17 protein-coding genes are annotated in these 16,007 nt (G+C 63.9%); 11 read left to right on the plus strand and 6 right to left on the minus strand.

Annotated features, from left to right (window positions below):
• The first annotated feature begins 6 nt into the window (after positions 1 to 6).
• The 6 genes from mraY to murA all read left to right on the plus strand — a co-directional run bounded on the left by mraY (position 7) and on the right by murA (position 7,023).
• On the plus strand, positions 7 to 972 hold the full coding sequence (mraY, locus tag IEX97_RS01740) for a phospho-N-acetylmuramoyl-pentapeptide-transferase (protein ID WP_188880776.1): 966 nt from the start codon (positions 7 to 9) through the stop codon (positions 970 to 972).
• 61 nt (positions 973 to 1,033) lie between these two features.
• Positions 1,034 to 2,398 (plus strand): UDP-N-acetylmuramoyl-L-alanine--D-glutamate ligase, encoded by a 1,365-nt coding sequence (gene murD / locus IEX97_RS01745; RefSeq protein WP_188880778.1) that lies wholly within the window; start codon positions 1,034 to 1,036, stop codon positions 2,396 to 2,398.
• A 30-nt stretch (positions 2,399 to 2,428) separates the two neighbouring features.
• A complete protein-coding gene (gene spoVE, locus IEX97_RS01750) occupies positions 2,429 to 3,538 on the plus strand; it encodes a stage V sporulation protein E (RefSeq protein WP_188880779.1) in 1,110 nt (369 codons plus the stop codon).
• A gap of 20 nt (positions 3,539 to 3,558) precedes the next feature.
• The gene (gene murG / locus IEX97_RS01755; RefSeq protein ID WP_188880781.1) at positions 3,559 to 4,659 is read left to right on the plus strand and encodes an undecaprenyldiphospho-muramoylpentapeptide beta-N-acetylglucosaminyltransferase; all 1,101 of its coding nucleotides are present in this window, start codon (positions 3,559 to 3,561) and stop codon (positions 4,657 to 4,659) included.
• Positions 4,660 to 4,841: 182 nt separating this feature from the next.
• Positions 4,842 to 5,765 carry a UDP-N-acetylmuramate dehydrogenase gene (gene murB / locus IEX97_RS01760; RefSeq protein ID WP_188880782.1) on the plus strand — a complete coding sequence of 308 codons (924 nt, stop codon included), beginning with the start codon at positions 4,842 to 4,844 and terminating at the stop codon, positions 5,763 to 5,765.
• A 4-nt stretch (positions 5,766 to 5,769) separates the two neighbouring features.
• Positions 5,770 to 7,023, plus strand: coding sequence for a UDP-N-acetylglucosamine 1-carboxyvinyltransferase (murA, locus tag IEX97_RS01765; protein ID WP_188880783.1), 1,254 nt, complete (start codon positions 5,770 to 5,772; stop codon positions 7,021 to 7,023).
• 96 nt (positions 7,024 to 7,119) lie between these two features.
• Here murA and IEX97_RS01770 read toward each other — a convergent pair whose 3' ends face one another.
• The 6 genes from IEX97_RS01770 to IEX97_RS13890 all read right to left on the minus strand — a co-directional run bounded on the left by IEX97_RS01770 (position 7,120) and on the right by IEX97_RS13890 (position 11,682).
• A complete protein-coding gene (locus IEX97_RS01770; protein WP_188880784.1) occupies positions 7,120 to 7,467 on the minus strand; it encodes an IDEAL domain-containing protein in 348 nt (115 codons plus the stop codon).
• 86 nt (positions 7,468 to 7,553) lie between these two features.
• A complete protein-coding gene (locus tag IEX97_RS01775) occupies positions 7,554 to 7,880 on the minus strand; it encodes a cytochrome o ubiquinol oxidase subunit IV (RefSeq protein ID WP_188880785.1) in 327 nt (108 codons plus the stop codon).
• A 1-nt stretch (position 7,881) separates the two neighbouring features.
• Positions 7,882 to 8,502, minus strand: a complete 621-nt coding sequence (locus tag IEX97_RS01780) for a cytochrome (ubi)quinol oxidase subunit III (RefSeq protein WP_188880787.1) — start codon at positions 8,500 to 8,502, stop codon at positions 7,882 to 7,884.
• Positions 8,503 to 8,505: 3 nt separating this feature from the next.
• Complete coding sequence (gene qoxB / locus IEX97_RS01785) at positions 8,506 to 10,470, minus strand: cytochrome aa3 quinol oxidase subunit I (RefSeq protein WP_188880788.1); 1,965 nt, start codon at positions 10,468 to 10,470, stop codon at positions 8,506 to 8,508.
• Between the two features lie 64 nt (positions 10,471 to 10,534).
• Complete coding sequence (locus tag IEX97_RS01790; RefSeq protein ID WP_188880789.1) at positions 10,535 to 11,416, minus strand: cytochrome c oxidase subunit II; 882 nt, start codon at positions 11,414 to 11,416, stop codon at positions 10,535 to 10,537.
• A gap of 143 nt (positions 11,417 to 11,559) precedes the next feature.
• A complete protein-coding gene (locus IEX97_RS13890) occupies positions 11,560 to 11,682 on the minus strand; it encodes a hypothetical protein (RefSeq protein WP_268238302.1) in 123 nt (40 codons plus the stop codon).
• Between the two features lie 244 nt (positions 11,683 to 11,926).
• Between IEX97_RS13890 and IEX97_RS01795 the strand changes: the two genes are divergently transcribed.
• The 5 genes from IEX97_RS01795 (at position 11,927) to ftsA (ending at position 15,973) form a co-directional block, all read left to right on the plus strand.
• Positions 11,927 to 12,712, plus strand: coding sequence for a cell division protein FtsQ/DivIB (locus tag IEX97_RS01795; protein ID WP_188880791.1), 786 nt, complete (start codon positions 11,927 to 11,929; stop codon positions 12,710 to 12,712).
• Entirely contained in the window at positions 12,709 to 13,431 is a 723-nt protein-coding gene (locus IEX97_RS01800) for a DUF881 domain-containing protein (protein WP_188880792.1), read from the plus strand. Before IEX97_RS01795 ends, IEX97_RS01800 begins: the two co-directional genes overlap by 4 nt.
• Positions 13,432 to 13,442: 11 nt before the next feature.
• Positions 13,443 to 14,183 carry a DUF881 domain-containing protein gene (locus tag IEX97_RS01805; RefSeq protein WP_229776228.1) on the plus strand — a complete coding sequence of 247 codons (741 nt, stop codon included), beginning with the start codon at positions 13,443 to 13,445 and terminating at the stop codon, positions 14,181 to 14,183.
• Between the two features lie 60 nt (positions 14,184 to 14,243).
• On the plus strand, positions 14,244 to 14,603 hold the full coding sequence (locus IEX97_RS01810; RefSeq protein ID WP_188880837.1) for a small basic family protein: 360 nt from the start codon (positions 14,244 to 14,246) through the stop codon (positions 14,601 to 14,603).
• A gap of 140 nt (positions 14,604 to 14,743) precedes the next feature.
• Positions 14,744 to 15,973 carry a cell division protein FtsA gene (ftsA, locus tag IEX97_RS01815; RefSeq protein WP_188880793.1) on the plus strand — a complete coding sequence of 410 codons (1,230 nt, stop codon included), beginning with the start codon at positions 14,744 to 14,746 and terminating at the stop codon, positions 15,971 to 15,973.
• Positions 15,974 to 16,007 lie beyond the last annotated feature (34 nt).

Here is a 16,007-nt window from a genome sequence, read left to right on the forward strand (position 1 = left end):
GTCCCGGTGGACGCACAGGCGTTGTGGATCACGTCGCTCGTGGCGTTCGTCATCGGCGCGCTGTTAGGCCCTGTCTGCATCCCCGTGTTGCGGCGGCTTCGGTTTGGGCAAAGCATCCGCGACGAGGGCCCGCAGCATCACAAGAAGAAGGCGGGCACCCCGACGATGGGGGGTGTGATGATCATCCTGGCGGTGGGGTTGACCACCGCGAAGTTCGCCCTCACCAGCGTCGAGACGGCCATCCTGCTTTTGGCGACGGTGGGGTTCGGTCTCATCGGCTTCGCAGACGATTTCATCAAAGTCGTGAAGAAGCGCAACCTGGGTCTGACGGCGAAACAGAAGCTGTTCTGGCAGGCGGTGGTCACCGCGCTGTTGTTCGGCCTCTTGTGGTGGCACAACGGCGGCCGTCCCTTTACGGTCGACGTGCCGTTCTTCCACTTCGCGGTGTCTCTGGGCGGGGCATATTTGTTATTTCTCTTTCTCGTCCTGCTCGGGACGACCAACGCCGTCAACCTGACGGACGGCTTGGACGGGCTGTTGTCCGGCACGGCAGCCATCGTGTTCACCGCGTACGGCATTTTCGCGTATTGGCGCACGGAGTACGACGTGGCGTTGTTCTGCGCGGCGATGGTCGGCGCATTGCTCGCGTTTCTCTTGTACAACCGTCATCCGGCGAAGGTGTTCATGGGTGATACCGGATCGCTCGCCATTGGCGGCGCGCTCGCCATGGTGGCGGTATTGACCCACAGCGAACTTGGCCTCATCCTCTTTGGATTGGTGTACGTGTGTGAAGCGTTGTCGGTCATCATCCAGGTGGTGTCGTTCCAGGCGTTCGGGCGGCGGGTGTTCCGCATGAGCCCGCTTCATCACCACTTTGAACTTGGCGGTTGGTCGGAGTGGGAAGTGGTGTGGTTGTTCTGGATGGCGGCGTTTCTCAGCGCGTTTGGGGCGCTCATCCTGTTGTCGCGTTGACGGCGGGCGTCGTGCGCCTGCGGGCGGCGCACGGCCCTGGCGCAGGTCCGGGAAAGGGAGGATGAACATGCGGCCGGTGGCTGGCGAGCGGATCCTGGTGATGGGCTGGGGCAAGAGCGGTGAAGCGGCGGCCAGGCTGCTGCTTGCGCACGGCGCGCGCGTGACGGTGACCGAGCAGCGGCCGCGGCAAGCGGACGATCACGCCGCGAACGAGCTGGAGGCGCTCGGCGCCCAACTGGTGTTCGGCGAACACCCTTTGTCGTTGTTGTCTCCACCGCCTGCGTTCCTGGTGAAAAACCCTGGCATCCCGTACCATATCCCGTTTGTCCAAGAGGCGATGCGCCGCGGGATCCCGGTGGTCACCGAGGTGGAGGTGGCGTCCTGGTTCTTGGCGAATCCCATCTACGCCATCACAGGATCCAACGGGAAGACGACCACCACCACGCTCGTCGGCGAGATCCTTACGGCGGCCGGGCTGGAACCGGTGGTCGCCGGCAACATCGGGCGCGCGCTCTGCTCGGTGGTGGGCGAGGTACGCCCTTGGCAACCGCTGGTCGTCGAGGTCTCGAGCTTTCAATTGGCCGGCACGGAGACGTTCCATCCGCGCATTGGCGCCCTGCTCAATCTGTACCCTGCACACCTGGATTACCACGGGACGTTCGAACAGTACGCGGAAGCGAAGCGGCGCTTGTTTCGAAACATGGGCCCGGACGACGTGGCGGTGCTCAATGCGGATCAACCCCGTGTTGCGAACGAAGCGGATCGCCTGCAAGCGCGGGTGGTCTGGTTCGGCCGCCACCGCGATCCCGGCGCCGACGGTGTGTATCTGCACGGGGAAACGCTGGTCGTCCGCCGCGGCGGGGTTCTGGAATCCGTGCTGCCGGTCACCGCGTTGGCGTTGCCGGGTGCGCACAATCTGGAGAACGCGCTCGCCGCGACCGCCATCGCCGTCTGGGCGGGGGCGCCGCTGGCGGCGGTTCGCCATGTCCTCACACGCTTTCGCGGCGTCGAGCACCGTTTGGAATTTGTACGCACGGTGCGCGGCATCGATTTTTACAACGATTCGAAGGCCACCAACCCGTCCGCCGCGCTGCCGGCCTTGCGGTCGTTCCAAAGCGGCGTCGTCTGGATCGCGGGCGGGTTGGACCGTGGGGATGATTTCAGCGCGCTGCTCCCCGAGCTTTCGCGCGTGAAGGCGGCCATCCTGCTCGGGCAGGCGGCGCCCCGGCTCGCCGCAGTGTGCCGGGCGGCCGGCGTCCCGGCGGTCGAGGAGGTCCCGAGCCTCGAGGCGGCGGTGCACAGGGCCATGCGCCACGCCATGCCCGGGGACGTGGTGTTGCTCTCCCCCGCCTGCGCCAGCTGGGACATGTTTCCCTCGTTTGAGGTGCGTGGGCGCATGTTCAAAGACCTGGTGCATACATTGTAGCGTCACGTCGTGGGACAGGGGGGACGCGTCTTGTACGCCAAGGTCCGGCAGTCCCCGGATTGGGTCATCCTGTGGGCCACACTCGTGCTTTTGTCCATCGGCGTCGTGATGGTCCACAGCGCCAGCTCGGTGCTCTCGCAGCAAAAGTTCGGCGATGCGTTTTACTACGCCAAGCGTCAGGTGTTGTGGGCGGCGCTCGGGGTCGGGTTGATGTGGTGGATGTCGCGGGTGGATTACCACCGGCTGCGCGCATGGGCACCGTACCTGGCGGGCGCCAGTTTTCTCTTGTTGACGGTGGTGCTTGTGCCCGGCGTCGGGGTGAACCGCAACGGATCGCAGGCGTGGCTCGGCGTGGGCCCGTTCGGCATCCAACCGTCGGAGTTCGCGAAGCTGGCGCTCGTCGTGTTTTTGGCGCACTATCTGGCGGATGCGGGCGAGCGTGTGCAATCCTTGACCCGGGGCTTTCTCCCGCCGTTGATGATGGCGCTGACCGCGGTCGGGCTCATCATGTTGGAGCCTGACCTGGGGCAGAGCGTGGTCATCGTCGGGGCGACGGTCATCCTGTTGTTCGCGGCGGGTGCGCGGGTCGGGCACCTGTTGGGCCTGGCCGGGACGGGAGCCGTGGCGTTCGCGGTCCTGGTGGCGATGGCGCCCTACCGGATGGCCCGCATCACCTCGTTCCTCAATCCGTGGCAGGACCCGCTCGGCTCAGGGTATCAGGTGATTCAGTCGTTGTACGCGCTCGGATCCGGCGGTTTGCTTGGGTTGGGGCTGGGTCACAGCCGCCAGAAGTACCTGTACCTGCCGGAACCCCAGACCGACTTTGTCTACGCCATCCTCGGCGAGGAGCTCGGGTTTTTGGGGGCGGCGGCGGTGTTGACCTTGTTTGCTGTCTTGGTCTGGCGCGGATTCCGGACGGCGGCGCTTGCGCCCGACGAGTTCGGGACACTGCTTGCGGCGGGCATCACCGGCATCCTTGCCGTCCAAGTCTTGGTCAACGTCGGTGTGGTCACGGGCAGCATCCCGGCGACCGGCGTGACGCTCCCGTTTCTCAGCTACGGCGGGTCCTCGTTGACGCTGATGTTGACAGGCGTCGGCATTTTGCTCAACATTTCCCGTCAGGCGCGGGGCGTGGGTTGACGCGCGGAGGTGGCAGCGACATGCGGTTGGTCCTCACCGGCGGCGGCACGGGCGGGCACATCTTCCCGGCGCTCGCCTTGTGGCGGTACCTGCACCAACACCATCCGGACGCAGAGGTGTTGTACGTCGGCGGCGAACAAGGGCTGGAGCGGGACATCGTGCCGCGGGAGGGATTGCCGTTTGTGACGGTGCCGGCCGCACCCCTGCGCCGGCAGATGAGCCCCTCGGTGCTGCGGACGGTGGCGGTGACCTACCGCGGCTACCGGGAAGCGAGACGGTTGTTGCAGTCGTTTCACCCGGACGTCGTGCTCGGCACCGGCGGCTACGTGACGCTGCCGGTGGTGTGGGCGGCGCAGCGGCTGGGCATTCCGACCGTCATCTGGGAAGGGAATGCCGCGCCCGGTTTGTCCAACCGGCTGTGCGCACGGCGGGCCGACGCGGTGGCGTTGGCATTCCCCGGGGCGGAAGCGGCGTTTCGCGGCGCGGGGCGGGTGATTGTCACCGGGAACCCGCGCGCCAGCGAGGTGATGGCCGCCTCGCCCGAACGGTTGGCGCAAGCCCGCGCCATGTACCGGATTGACCCGGACAAGCGGTTGGTCGTGTGTTACACCGGCAGCCGCGGTTCGGAGACGGTGAACGGCGTGATTGCCCAGGTGGTGCCGCGTTTTGCCGAGGTGCCGCGGTGGCAACTCCTGTTTGTCACCGGGGAGGCGCACTTCGCGCGCGTGATGGAACGCCTGGGTGCGGTCCCGGACAACGTGACGGTCGTGCCGTTCATCCACGACATGCCGGCGGTCTTGCCGCAGGCGAGCGCGGTGGTGACGAGGGCCGGCAGTTCCACGCTCGCGGAGATCTGCGCCCTCGGCGTACCGTCCGTGCTCATTCCCTCTCCGTACGTGACCGCGAACCACCAGGAACACAACGCGCGCCGCCTTGCCGAGCAGGGGGCGGCGTGGATGATCCGGGAGGCGGAGTTGACACCGTCCGCGTTGTGGCAAGCGTTGGCGACGGTACTCCATCCGGAGCGGGCCGCTCGCATGCGCGAGGCTGCCCGCCGCTTGGGCACACCGGATGCCGTCGCGCGTTTGTACGAGGTGGTCCTGTCGGTCGCGAGGCGGTGACGATTTGACCCGTTCCTGCACTGCCGCGCCCGGATGGTGCGCGCTGCGGTGCTCACGGCCGCGGCGCGGCGGATGGGAGGTGCACGGACAGTGGCCGATGCACCGATGCCCACGTCTCACCATAGGATGCCATGCGGGCCCAGGCATAGGCACGGTCGGATGTACGCGATGGGAGGTTGGCCATGAACCTGGATTCCGTCCGGCGAGTGTTTGCGGCGCACGGGGTGGGCGAGGTGGCGTTTCACGAGCCGCTCGCCAAACATACCACGTGGCGGATCGGCGGGCCGGCTGATGTGTTCGTCTGTCCGCGCACGGTCGAGGAATTGCGCGGCGCGGTGCAGGCCGCCAAGGCGCTCGCCATGCCTTGGACGGTGATTGGCCGCGGTTCCAACCTGCTTGTGCTCGACGGGGGAATCCGGGGTTTGGTGATCAAGCTGGCGGACCAGTTTGCGGACATCGACGTGGAAGGGACGCGCTTAACGGCGCTCGCCGGTCGCTCGTACGTCTCCGCGGCGCATATCGCGATCCGCCACCACCTCGCGGGCCTGGAGTTTGCCACCGGCATTCCGGGCACCGTCGGCGGCGCGGTGATGATGAACGCAGGGGCGCACGGCGGCGAGACGAAAGACGTCTTGCTGTGGGCGGACGTGATGGATGGCGACGGGGACATCCACCGTTACACGAATGCGGACCTGCGCTTCGGCTACCGGTACAGCATCCTCAAGGACCGGCCGGGGATTGTGGTGCAGGCCGCTTTTCAACTCCGCCCGGGAGATCCGGAAGAGCTCATGGCCAAGGTGCGCGCCTGGTCGGCGCGCCGCAACAGCACCCAGCCCCTCTCTCTCCCGAACTGCGGTTCGGTCTTTCGCAACCCGGCGGGGATGCACGCAGGGCGTTTGATTGAAGAGGCGGGGCTCAAGGGTTTCCGGCGCAACGACGCGCAAATCAGCGAGAAACACGCCAACTTCATCGTGAATCTCGGCCACGCCACCGCGGAGGATGTGCTCTGGCTGATGCAGTATGCCCGGGACGCCGTGTGGAGACAGTTTGGAGTCTGGCTGGAGACTGAGGTGCGCATCCTCGGGGAGCCCGCTCCAAGGGGGTGAAGACGTGGACGCGTTCGCGATTCGCGGCGGACGCCCGCTGGCCGGGCGAACCCGCGTCTACGGAGCGAAGAACGCGGCCCTGCCCATCCTGGCGGCGACCGTCATGGTGGAAGGTATCAGCGTCATCCAAGGTGTGCCCAACCTGGAAGACGTGCATGTGATGATTCAGATTCTGGAAGCTCTCGGTGCCGACGTGGTGTTTGAACGGGACGAGGTGCGGGTGGATTGCCGGCACCTGGCGAACACGAGCGTGCCTGCCGATTTGATGCGGCGTATGCGCTCTTCCATTTTCCTTATGGGCCCGCTGTTGGCGCGGTTCGGCGAGGTGGTGGTCTCCAAACCGGGGGGATGCGTGATTGGTCAGCGGCCCATCGACTACCACCTGCGCGGCATGCGTGCGCTCGGTGCGACGATTGAAGAGAAGCACGGCTACATCCGTTGCACCGCCAACCGGTTGTACGGATCGAGTATCACCTTGGACTTTCCGAGCGTCGGCGCGACGGAAAACCTGATCATGGCCGCGGTGCTCGCCGACGGGGTGACCGTGATTGAAAACGCAGCACGCGAGCCGGAAATTGTCGATCTGGTGGCGTTCCTGCGCAAGTGCGGTGCGGACATCGAAGGCGCGGGGACGCCTGTGATCCGCGTGCGCGGGGTGCACCACCTGCGCGAAGCAGAACACCGCATCATTCCTGACCGCATCGTCGCCGGCACCCTCCTCATCGCCGGAGCGGCGACCGGAGGCTGTGTCGCGGTGGAGGGCGCCGTCCCCGAGCACCTCGGCGCCGTGCTGCAGAAGCTGCGCGACGCCGGAATCCGTGTGGACGTCGATGGATCGGTCATCGCGGTCGACGGACGGGATGGATACAAGGCCATGGACGTCCGTACCGATCCGTATCCTGGCTTCCCCACCGATTTGCAGGCGCCGCTGATGGCCATGTTGACCACGGCGGCGGGCACCAGCGTGATCCGGGAGAACGTATTTGAGGCGCGCTTTCGCCACGTGAACGACCTGTTGCGCATGGGGGCGGACATCACGGTCGACCTGCGTACCGCCATCGTCCGCGGCGTGCCGCGCCTGTACGGGGCTGCGGTGGAAGCCACCGATTTGCGCGGCGGTGCCGCGTTGGTCATCGCGGGTCTGATGGCCGACGGGACGACCCGGATTGAGGGCTTGCATCACATCGACCGCGGCTACGAGCAGATTGACGTGTACCTGCGCGATCTCGGTGCCGACATCGCGCGCATCCGGATCTGAGTGGAACCGTGGCCGCCAGAGCGGGCGGCCTCGGTTCCATGACCTTTTTCTTTCCGCACCTTCTTCTCCATCACCGGTATGCCGGAAGACCGCCCGTTATATCACCACAAACAGCAGGGACGCCAGGGTCAAGAACAACGCCAAAAACAGGTTGTCACGCTGTTTGTGCGCCCGCCGGCGGCCCATCAACTCGCGGAACCATGCTTCATCCTTGAGATCGAGCGAAAGGTCGATGAGCGCCCGCAAGTCTTCGGGTTGCAGCGAGACATCGGCTGGTGTGACGTCGTACAGGGAAACGGCCATGGTCCGCTGTTCCGCAGGGACGTAGACCATACATACTTTCGTATATTTCGGTATATTTAAGATAAAACCGGTCAACACCCGCCGTTTGGCGGGGGAATAAAACGACACCCAGTCGCCCACCTCGGGCAAGGTCGTGCTCATCGCCATCCCACCCGCGCGCAGGGTCGCTGATGAAATCATCTGACTATCCATGATTATATACCTATTTGTCAAGAAAATGTCACAACTCAATACGCTTCGGTGCCGAACGACATGATCCAGATGGAACCTGCGACGATGGCGACGACAAACACGAACCCGAGCATCAGCATCCACGCATGCCAAGGCGGACCTTCGCTCTCCGTGATATGCATGAAGAAAAACAACTGGACGACAATCTGGAGCACGCCCAGCACGAGGATGAACGTCGTTAACGGGCCCGGGTGCAGGGCGCGGGCGAGCACAGCCCAGAGCGCGGCCACGGTGAGCACGATGGAGAGGATGAACCCGACCATGTGCGACCAAGGGAACGGACGCTTTCCGCCGTGCGGCGCGGAGGATGGATGCAGGGCCATGTCAACGCATCACTCCCATCAGATAGACGACTGTGAAAATAAAGACCCATACCACGTCGAGGAAGTGCCAGTAGAGGCCGACGATGAACACCTTGCCCGGGATCTCGCCCGCCAGCCCTTTTCGCCAGGCCTGGATGAGGATGCTTGTCATCCACAGGATGCCGAATGAGACGTGGCAGCCGTGGGTGCCGACAAGGGTGTAGAACGCCGACAAAAACGCGCTTCGTTGCATGGTGGCGCCGGCGAGCGCGTTGCGTGTGAACTCGGACGCCTCCAGACCGACAAACGCCAGGCCGAGCAAAAGGGTGACGATGAGCCAGGTGAGCATCAGCCCGCGGCGGCCGTGGTGCATGGCGAAGGTGGCCAAGCCGCAGGTGAAACTGCTGGTGAGCAGGATGATGGTCTCTGCCGTAAAGGCCGGCACGTCGAACATGTCCGCCGGCGTGGGACCGCTGCCGGTGTGGTTGGACAGGATGACGTACGTCGCAAACAGACACGCGAAGAGGATGAGGTCACTGGTCAGGAAGATCCAGAACCCGAAGATGCGCAGCGCGTCTTCATCGTGATGGTGTCCGTGTTCGCGCACGTTGAATGCATCACTCGCCTCGTGCACCACCGCCATGCGTCACACCCTCCCGAGCGCCGCTTCGGTGCGCGCAATCTCTTCCACAGGGATGAAATACGCCTTGTCTTCCGCGAACGAGCGCAGCAACAAGCACAGGCCGACGCCAAGGAATCCGGCCACCGCCAGCATGTACCAGTTGAACACCAGGCCGAACCCGGCGACGAAGAAGGAGAGCGACAGCAAAAACGGCAAGCCGGAGTTTTTGGGCATGTGGATGGGGGCAAGCGGCCTTGCGTCCGGCAGCGCTTCCCCCCGCTTGCGCGCTTCCTTCATGGCCCACCACGCGTCGCGCGCGGTGACGACAGGGATGCGCGCAAAGTTATAGTGCGGTGCGGGTGACGGCAGCGACCATTCGAGGGTGCGGCCGTCCCAGATGTCGCCGGTAACGTCCCGTTCGCCGTGACGGATGCTGTACAGAATGTCGGCGACCAGCAGGAGGAACCCGACACCCATCATGAACGCGCCGAGGGTCGAGATGAAGTTCCATTCCGTCCACCCCATGTGCGCAGGGTAGACGTAGATACGGCGCGTCATGCCCATGAAGCCGAGCACATACTGGGGCAGAAAGCAGACGTAAAACCCTGCGTTGAACCACCAGAACGCCCAGCGCCCGAGGCGTTCGTCCAGCATGAATCCGAACATCTTCGGCCACCAGTAGTACATCCCGGCCAACATGCCGAACACCGTGCCGCCGATGAGAACTTGATGAAAGTGGGCGATGAGAAAATAGCTGTTGTGGTACTGATAGTCAGCCGGGGCGACCGAGAGCATGACGCCGCTCGCACCGCCGATGGCGAAGTTGGGGATGAAGCCGACCGTCCAGAGCATCGGCACCGTCATCCGGATGCGGCCGCGGTACATCGTCATCAACCAATTGAACACCTTGACACCGGTCGGGATGGCGATGATCATGGTCGAGACGGCAAAAAAACTGTTGACGCCCGGTCCTGCGCCCATGGTGAAGAAGTGGTGAACCCAGGTGAAGTAGCTGATGATGGCGATGGCCATCATCGAAGCGACCATCGAAGCATATCCGAAGATGCGTTTGCGAGAGAAGGTGGCCACCACCTCGGAAAAAATGCCGAATGCAGGAAGGACGACGATGTACACCTCGGGATGGCCCCACATCCAGAAGAGATTGACGTACATCATCGGATTGCCCCCGTCGAAGATGGAGAAGAAGTGCGCACCCGCAATCCGGTCGATGAGCAGGAGCGCGAGGGCGACGGTGAGGACGGGGAATGCGAAGATGATGAGGATGGTTGTCGCCAATACCGACCAGCAAAACAGCGGCATCCGCATCAGCGTCATGCCGGGCGCCCGCATCTTGAGGATGGTGACGAAAAAGTTGATCCCTGTGGCGATGCTGCCGATGCCGGAGATCTGCAAACCGAGCAGGTAGAAGTTCTCCCCTGGCCCGGGCGAGAACGGAACTTCCGCGAGCGGTGGATAGCTCGTCCAGCCCGCGTCCGGCGATCCGCCGATGACAAACGACAGATTGAACAACAGCGCGCCAAAAAAGAACAGCCAAAAGCTGACGGCGTTCAGATACGGGAAGGCCACGTCGCGGGCGCCGATCTGCAGGGGTACGGCGATGTTCATCATGGCGAAGATGAACGGCATCGCCATGAAGAGGATCATCAAGGTGCCGTGGGTGGTGAAGATCTGGTTGTAATGCTCAGGTTGCAAAAAGTGCATGTTCGGGAGCGCCAACTGCGTCCGCATCAAGAGCGCATCGACGCCGCCGCGAAACAGCATCAACAGCGCCGCGATCATGTACATGATCCCGATTTTTTTGTGGTCGACCGTGGTCAGCCATTCCCGCCACAGCCATCCCCATTTTTTGAAGTAGGTGAGCACGAACACGATGGCCGCACTGACCAACAAAATGGACACATCGGCAGCGTAGATCATCGGATCGCCGGTGACAAAGAAGTGGGTGGCGTAGGTTGGTTCGAGGTTCATGGCTTCACCTGCTTTCCTGGTGCATGGGTGAGAGTTGGTCCGCCGGGCATGCGTCCGCCGCGGCTCAATCCGTTCCGTACGCCGGGTGTTTCATGTACATGCCGCCTTCTTGCTCCACGAGGTGCGCAAAGATGCCGGGCGGATATGAAGAATATGCGGTCTCCCGGGCGAGCCCTGGCTGAACGAGCCGCTGGTAACCTGCCCAGGTGAGCGCCGGCGCGTGCGCCTGAACCTCCCGCGCCCAGCGGGCGAAAGCCGGTTGCGGCACCGCGATGACACGGAAATGCATGTGGGCGAACCCCTGTCCGCTGAAGTTGGCACCATGGCCGTAATACGTTCCGGGTTTGTCCGCCTGCAACCACAGCCGCATCGCCATACCGGCCATGGTGTACTCTTGGCCGCCCAACTGGGGCACCCAGAACGAATTCATCGGCGCGTTGCTGGTCAGGACGAATTCGACCGGCCTGCCCACCGGGATCTCGCAGTAGTTCACGGTGGCGATGCCATGTTCGGGATACTGGAACAACCACTTCCAATTGAGCGACGTCACCTGGACGGTGAGCGGCGGCCCGGACGCTGCGGGCGGACGGGTCAGCGCGAACGTCTGCCGTACCGTCGCCACGGCCAAGATGCCGATGATCACGATGGGGATGCCCCACCAGACCACCTCGAGCCAAGGACTTTCCGACCAGTCCGGCTGATAAGGGGCGTCATTGCCAGGCCGGTCGCGAAAACGCCGGACGATGTACCCGAGCAGGACGATGACCGGCACCACGACGATGGATACCAAACCGATGCTCAACAGGATGATGTCTCGTTCGGTGCGGGCGACCGGGCCGGCCGGATGGAGCAACAGGACCTGCTCAGGCGTGCAACCGCCTGCGCACCCGAGGGTGGTCAGCGCGGCAATCCACCTGCGCGCATGGCGCAGCAGGGCATGGCGCATCGGTCATCACCTCGTGACAATATGAACCGCGAACACGCGCGCCTCCCACAACAGGATGAGCACCCCCGCCAGGATGAGGATGGTCACGCCGACGGCGAGACGGCGCCGGGTTGGTCTGGTGCGCAATCGGATCCCTTCCCCTCTCAGCGGTACAACCATTCGGCGTCGTACCACCACAGTACGGCACCGAGTCCTATCAACAAGATGACCACGATGGCGATGGCCCAATACACCTTGCGCAGTCCTTCGTTCGGATGGGTCTTCATCGCATGACCTCCGTCCCTTCCTGCGGCGCGGACACCGGTTCGTACATGGGATGGCTTCCGCCTGGATAGCATGCGCAGCACGAGGAAATCGATGCATGCCAAGGGGGGCCTGTCCATTCATGCAAGCACCAGGCGCGGAATGATATAATGAAGCCGCAACAGACCTCGCGTGTCCGCCGGACGGGTGGTGGGGGTCCTCGCACCGCCCGTTCGCTGTAGGTACATCATCTTGGAGGGACGTTGGGTGGCATATCCGCAGCTCCGCCGGCCTGACGAGGACCGCCACCGCAGGCGGCGACGCCAACGCCGCCTGGTCATCAGCTTTTTCCTGTTCATCGCCTTGGTGGTGTTCTTGGAATCCCCGTTGACACGCATCCGCCACCTGGTGGTGAGCGGCAACCGCGATGTTCCGGCAGACCGGGTGGTGCGCGCTTCCGGCCTGCGGCCCGGCATGAGCTTGTGGCAAGTCAACGGTTCGGCCGTGTCCGCACAGATCGCGGCGGCGCTGCCTTTGGTCGAGCGCGTGCAGGTGACGGTCCGTCCGCTGCGGGGGGAGGTCGATCTGCGTGTCGAGGAGAAGCACGTGGTCGCCATCGCGCGGCAGGGCGGACGTTACTTCCGGGTTTTGAACGATGGCACGGTCTACGACGAGATCACGCCGGAGGACGGGTTCCGTTGGCCGGTGCTCACCGTGGCCGGACTTGCGTCCGTCACCCCCGGGAGAACGCTGGGCGACGGGGACGCGGTGTCGGTCTGCCGCCAGTTGGCGCGCCTGCATGAAGCGGACGTATCCCGGGTGTCGGAGATCGATATCGACAGGTTCGGCGTCGCCACGATTTACTTGATCGACGGGTTCGCCGGCCAGGTGGCTGCACGTCAGCTGGCGGCAAGGTTCTCCACGCTGCTTGCGGCCGTCTCGTACTTCGCCCAGCATGGTTACCGGCCCGGGGTGGTCGACTTGACGGGGCAACCGCCGTATCGCTATACGCCGTTTCGCCCATCCGGCACAGGGGGGGTTGGAGGGGGATGACAGGACGAGCACAGTGGGCTGTGTCGCTCACCTTGGCGTCGTTGGTCCTCGGTTTCATGATGGCCCTCCAGTATCGCCAGACACAGACGGGGCGCTTGGATGCCATTTCGGTTCATGCGTACGGGACGGAGGAGAAACGCCTGCAGAACGAACTGGCCGCCCTGAAGGAAGCCAACGCGCGCGCAGAACAGCAGCTCGCCCGTCTCACCGCGCAACTTGCCGCGTATGAGAAAGAGATGGCGGGGTCCAACAGCCAGCTGGCGCGATTGCAACAACGCTTGCAGCAAGAACGCATCCTCGCGGGATTGACGCCGGTGGAAGGGCCGGGCGTAAGCGTGGTCCTGATGGACGGGATTGCCGTCAACTCCGACACGGAACAGGTCTTGACGCATGACTGGGACGTGCGCAGCGTCATCAATGAACTGTTCACAGCCGGGGCGGAGGCGGTGTCCATCAACGGTTACCGGGTCGTGGCCACGTCCGGGATCTTCTGCACCGGCCCGGTGGTGCGGATCAACGGGCATCGCATCGGTGCGCCGTTTACCATCGAGGCCATCGGCGATCCGCACACCCTCAAGTCGGCGCTCGAAATCCAAGGCGGCATCCTCGACGCACTGCGGGCGCGCGGCGTCAACGTGTCGGCGCCGACGATGGAAGATGACATCAAGATGCCTGCGTTCACGGGCAACGCCACCGCGGGCGCAGTGGGTGCGGACTGAGGTGAGCGGGGATGCAGCGCCGGACGTTCATGTGGTCATTGACCGGAATCAGCAGCCTCTTGGGTTTTATGCTCACCCTGCAGCTGACCTCGCGCCCGCCGTCGGCCACCACCATCTCCAGTTATATCGACCTGAGGACCCAGGTGGAAGAACAACTCGCGGAGCACCGGACGTTGCTGCAGGACATCGCGAAGCTCAATGCACAACTCGCACAGTTCAAAGCGTCGGAAGGAAACCAGCAGGCGATGCGCGCGGCGCTGATGCGCGACGCGGCGACCGTGGCGGCGGAGGCGGGTTTGACGCCGGTGACAGGGCCGGGCATCGTGATCCGCATCCAGGATGACCCCAAGTTGCCGTTCGACCCACAGTTCGCCGGCCAGTTCAGCAAGGTGGCCGACCAGGAGATCTCCCAGATTGTCAACGACCTGTTCTCCAACGGGGCGAAGGCCATCAGCATCAACGACCAGCGCTTGGTCACGACATCGTCCATTCGGCTGGTGACCGGCCTTGGCGGCGGTACCACGCTGCAAGTGAACGGATATCCCGTCGCGATGCCGTACGTGATCAAAGCCGTGGGTGACATCGAGCAGATGCGGGCGGTCCTGACCGTCGATAATGTGGTGCCGCTGCTCAATTTGATGCAGGAGGATTGCCTCATCACTTCTCACCCCGGAGCGCACGGCGTGACGGTGCCGGGGTACAACGGGCCCCTGCCCGGAACGTGGGCGAAGGAGGTCGCGGCCAACCCGTGATGACCGGGAAGACAAGGCCGCGGCACGGGATGTGCGGGAATGACAGGGGGGAGCGTCGTGATTTGGCTGCCTGTGCTCGGTTTGATCCTCGGTGCGGCCATCGGCCTTGTCGCCAATGTGAGCATCCCGGTGGCGTATTCGAGTTATCTCTCCATCGCCATCTTGGCCGCGCTCGACACGGTGTTCGGGGGGATCCGGGCGACGCTGGAGAAGTCGTTCGACAGCACGGTGTTTCTCTCCGGGTTTATTGTCAATACGCTGTTGGCCGCCCTGTTGGCGTTCCTCGGCGAGCAACTGGGCGTCGACCTGTACCTCGCGGCCGTGGTCGCGTTCGGCGTCCGCTTGTTTCAAAACTTGGCGGTCATCCGCCGGATCGCGTTTCGCCGCTGGAAGGAACGGAGCGGGAAACCCATGGGCTGAGCGTCTCGTCTGGGGGAGGGGCGCGCCGGCGGACGAGTATTTCCCGAAAAAAGTTTCAGCGCAGAAGAGGATCGGCGGCGCGCTTGTGGAAATAGATCGGCTGAACAGGGAACAGGCGCACGCAAGGAGGTGCCCAACGCTTGGCCAAGGGAGATTACATTGTCAGCCTGGACATCGGGACGTCGAAGGTACGCGCCATCATCGGCGAGCCGGCTGGCAACAGCATCAACGTCATCGGCGTGGGATCGGCGGATGGCGAAGGCATCCGGCACGGATCCATCGTTGATATAGACTTGACGGTCGAGTCCATCCGCCAAGCGGTGGACCACGCGGAGCGGATGGTCGGCATTCACATCACGTCCGCGTACGTCGGGATATCCGGGAATCATATCCAGTTGCAGAACAGCCACGGGGTCGTGGCGGTTTCATCGCCAGACCGGGAGATCAGCGAGGAGGATGTCGATCGCGTCCTGCAGCAAGCGCGGGTGGTGGCGCTGCCGCCGGAGCGCGAGATCATCGACGTGGTGGCTCGGGAGTTCATCGTCGACGGCTTGCGGGGCATCGTCGACCCCCGCGGCATGCTCGGCGTGCGCCTGGAAGTGGAAGCCTATCTCATCACCGGCAGCCGGACCGCTGTCCACAACGTCGTCCGGTGCGTGGAAAAGGCCGGCATCGAGGTGGCGAACCTGGTGTTGTTGCCCTTGGCCGCAAGCCAGATTGCGTTGTCGAACGACGAGCGCAAACTCGGCGTGGCGCTGGTGGACGTCGGTGCGGGCGCGACCTCGGTGTCGGTGTTCGACAACGGGGTTTTGGTCGGGACGAGCATCATCCCGATGGGCGGTGACTATGTCACGAACGACATCGCCATCGGCCTCCGCACCCAGACGTCGGTGGCGGAACAGATCAAGTTGCGCCACGGTTGCGCATCGGTGGAACTGGCGTCCGAACATGAGCGGTTCAAGGTGCCGCGCATCGGAAGCAACCAGGAGATGGAATACTCGCAATACGATTTGGCGACCATCATTGAACCGCGCATGCAGGAGATCTTCTCCTTGGTGCGGAAAGAGATAGAGAAAATGGGGTACTCCCCCGACCTGCCATCCGGGTACGTCTTGCACGGCGGAGTGATGTCGATGCAGGGTGCCAGCGAGGTGGCGGCACAAGAGTTGAATGCGCCGGTCAGGGTCGCCATCCCTGAATTCCTCGGCGTCCGGGATCCGTCTTTCGTGAACGGTGTGGGTATGATTGCGTATGCGGTGCGTTCGCAGTTCCGCAATGCTTCGTCGGAAGCAGCGTCGTACGGGCGACCGGTCAAGACCGGCGGCGGCTTGTTCGTTCGTTTCAAGGATTGGCTGCGCGATTTCATCTGACGGCGTGCGCGCGCGATTTCGCGCAGGGCGGCCG

It is taken from the genome of Paenalicyclobacillus cellulosilyticus, from assembly GCF_014647315.1.
Classification (GTDB): Bacteria; Bacillota; Bacilli; order Alicyclobacillales; family Alicyclobacillaceae; genus Alicyclobacillus_J; species Alicyclobacillus_J cellulosilyticus.

What these genes read in the sequence shown, in the direction of transcription:
- murD (WP_188880778.1), top strand. Translation starts at nt 1,034, where the DNA reads ATGAACATGCGGCCGGTGGCTGGCGAGCGGATCCTGGTGATGGGCTGG.
- murG (WP_188880781.1), top strand. Translation starts at nt 3,559, where the DNA reads ATGCGGTTGGTCCTCACCGGCGGCGGCACGGGCGGGCACATCTTCCCG.
- murB (WP_188880782.1), top strand. Translation starts at nt 4,842, where the DNA reads ATGAACCTGGATTCCGTCCGGCGAGTGTTTGCGGCGCACGGGGTGGGC.
- IEX97_RS01770 (WP_188880784.1), bottom strand. Translation starts at nt 7,467, where the DNA reads ATGAGCACGACCTTGCCCGAGGTGGGCGACTGGGTGTCGTTTTATTCC.
- IEX97_RS01775 (WP_188880785.1), bottom strand. Translation starts at nt 7,880, where the DNA reads ATGGCCCTGCATCCATCCTCCGCGCCGCACGGCGGAAAGCGTCCGTTC.
- IEX97_RS01780 (WP_188880787.1), bottom strand. Translation starts at nt 8,502, where the DNA reads ATGGCGGTGGTGCACGAGGCGAGTGATGCATTCAACGTGCGCGAACAC.
- qoxB (WP_188880788.1), bottom strand. Translation starts at nt 10,470, where the DNA reads ATGAACCTCGAACCAACCTACGCCACCCACTTCTTTGTCACCGGCGAT.
- IEX97_RS01790 (WP_188880789.1), bottom strand. Translation starts at nt 11,416, where the DNA reads ATGCGCCATGCCCTGCTGCGCCATGCGCGCAGGTGGATTGCCGCGCTG.
- IEX97_RS13890 (WP_268238302.1), bottom strand. Translation starts at nt 11,682, where the DNA reads ATGAAGACCCATCCGAACGAAGGACTGCGCAAGGTGTATTGGGCCATC.
- IEX97_RS01800 (WP_188880792.1), top strand. Translation starts at nt 12,709, where the DNA reads ATGACAGGACGAGCACAGTGGGCTGTGTCGCTCACCTTGGCGTCGTTG.
- IEX97_RS01805 (WP_229776228.1), top strand. Translation starts at nt 13,443, where the DNA reads ATGCAGCGCCGGACGTTCATGTGGTCATTGACCGGAATCAGCAGCCTC.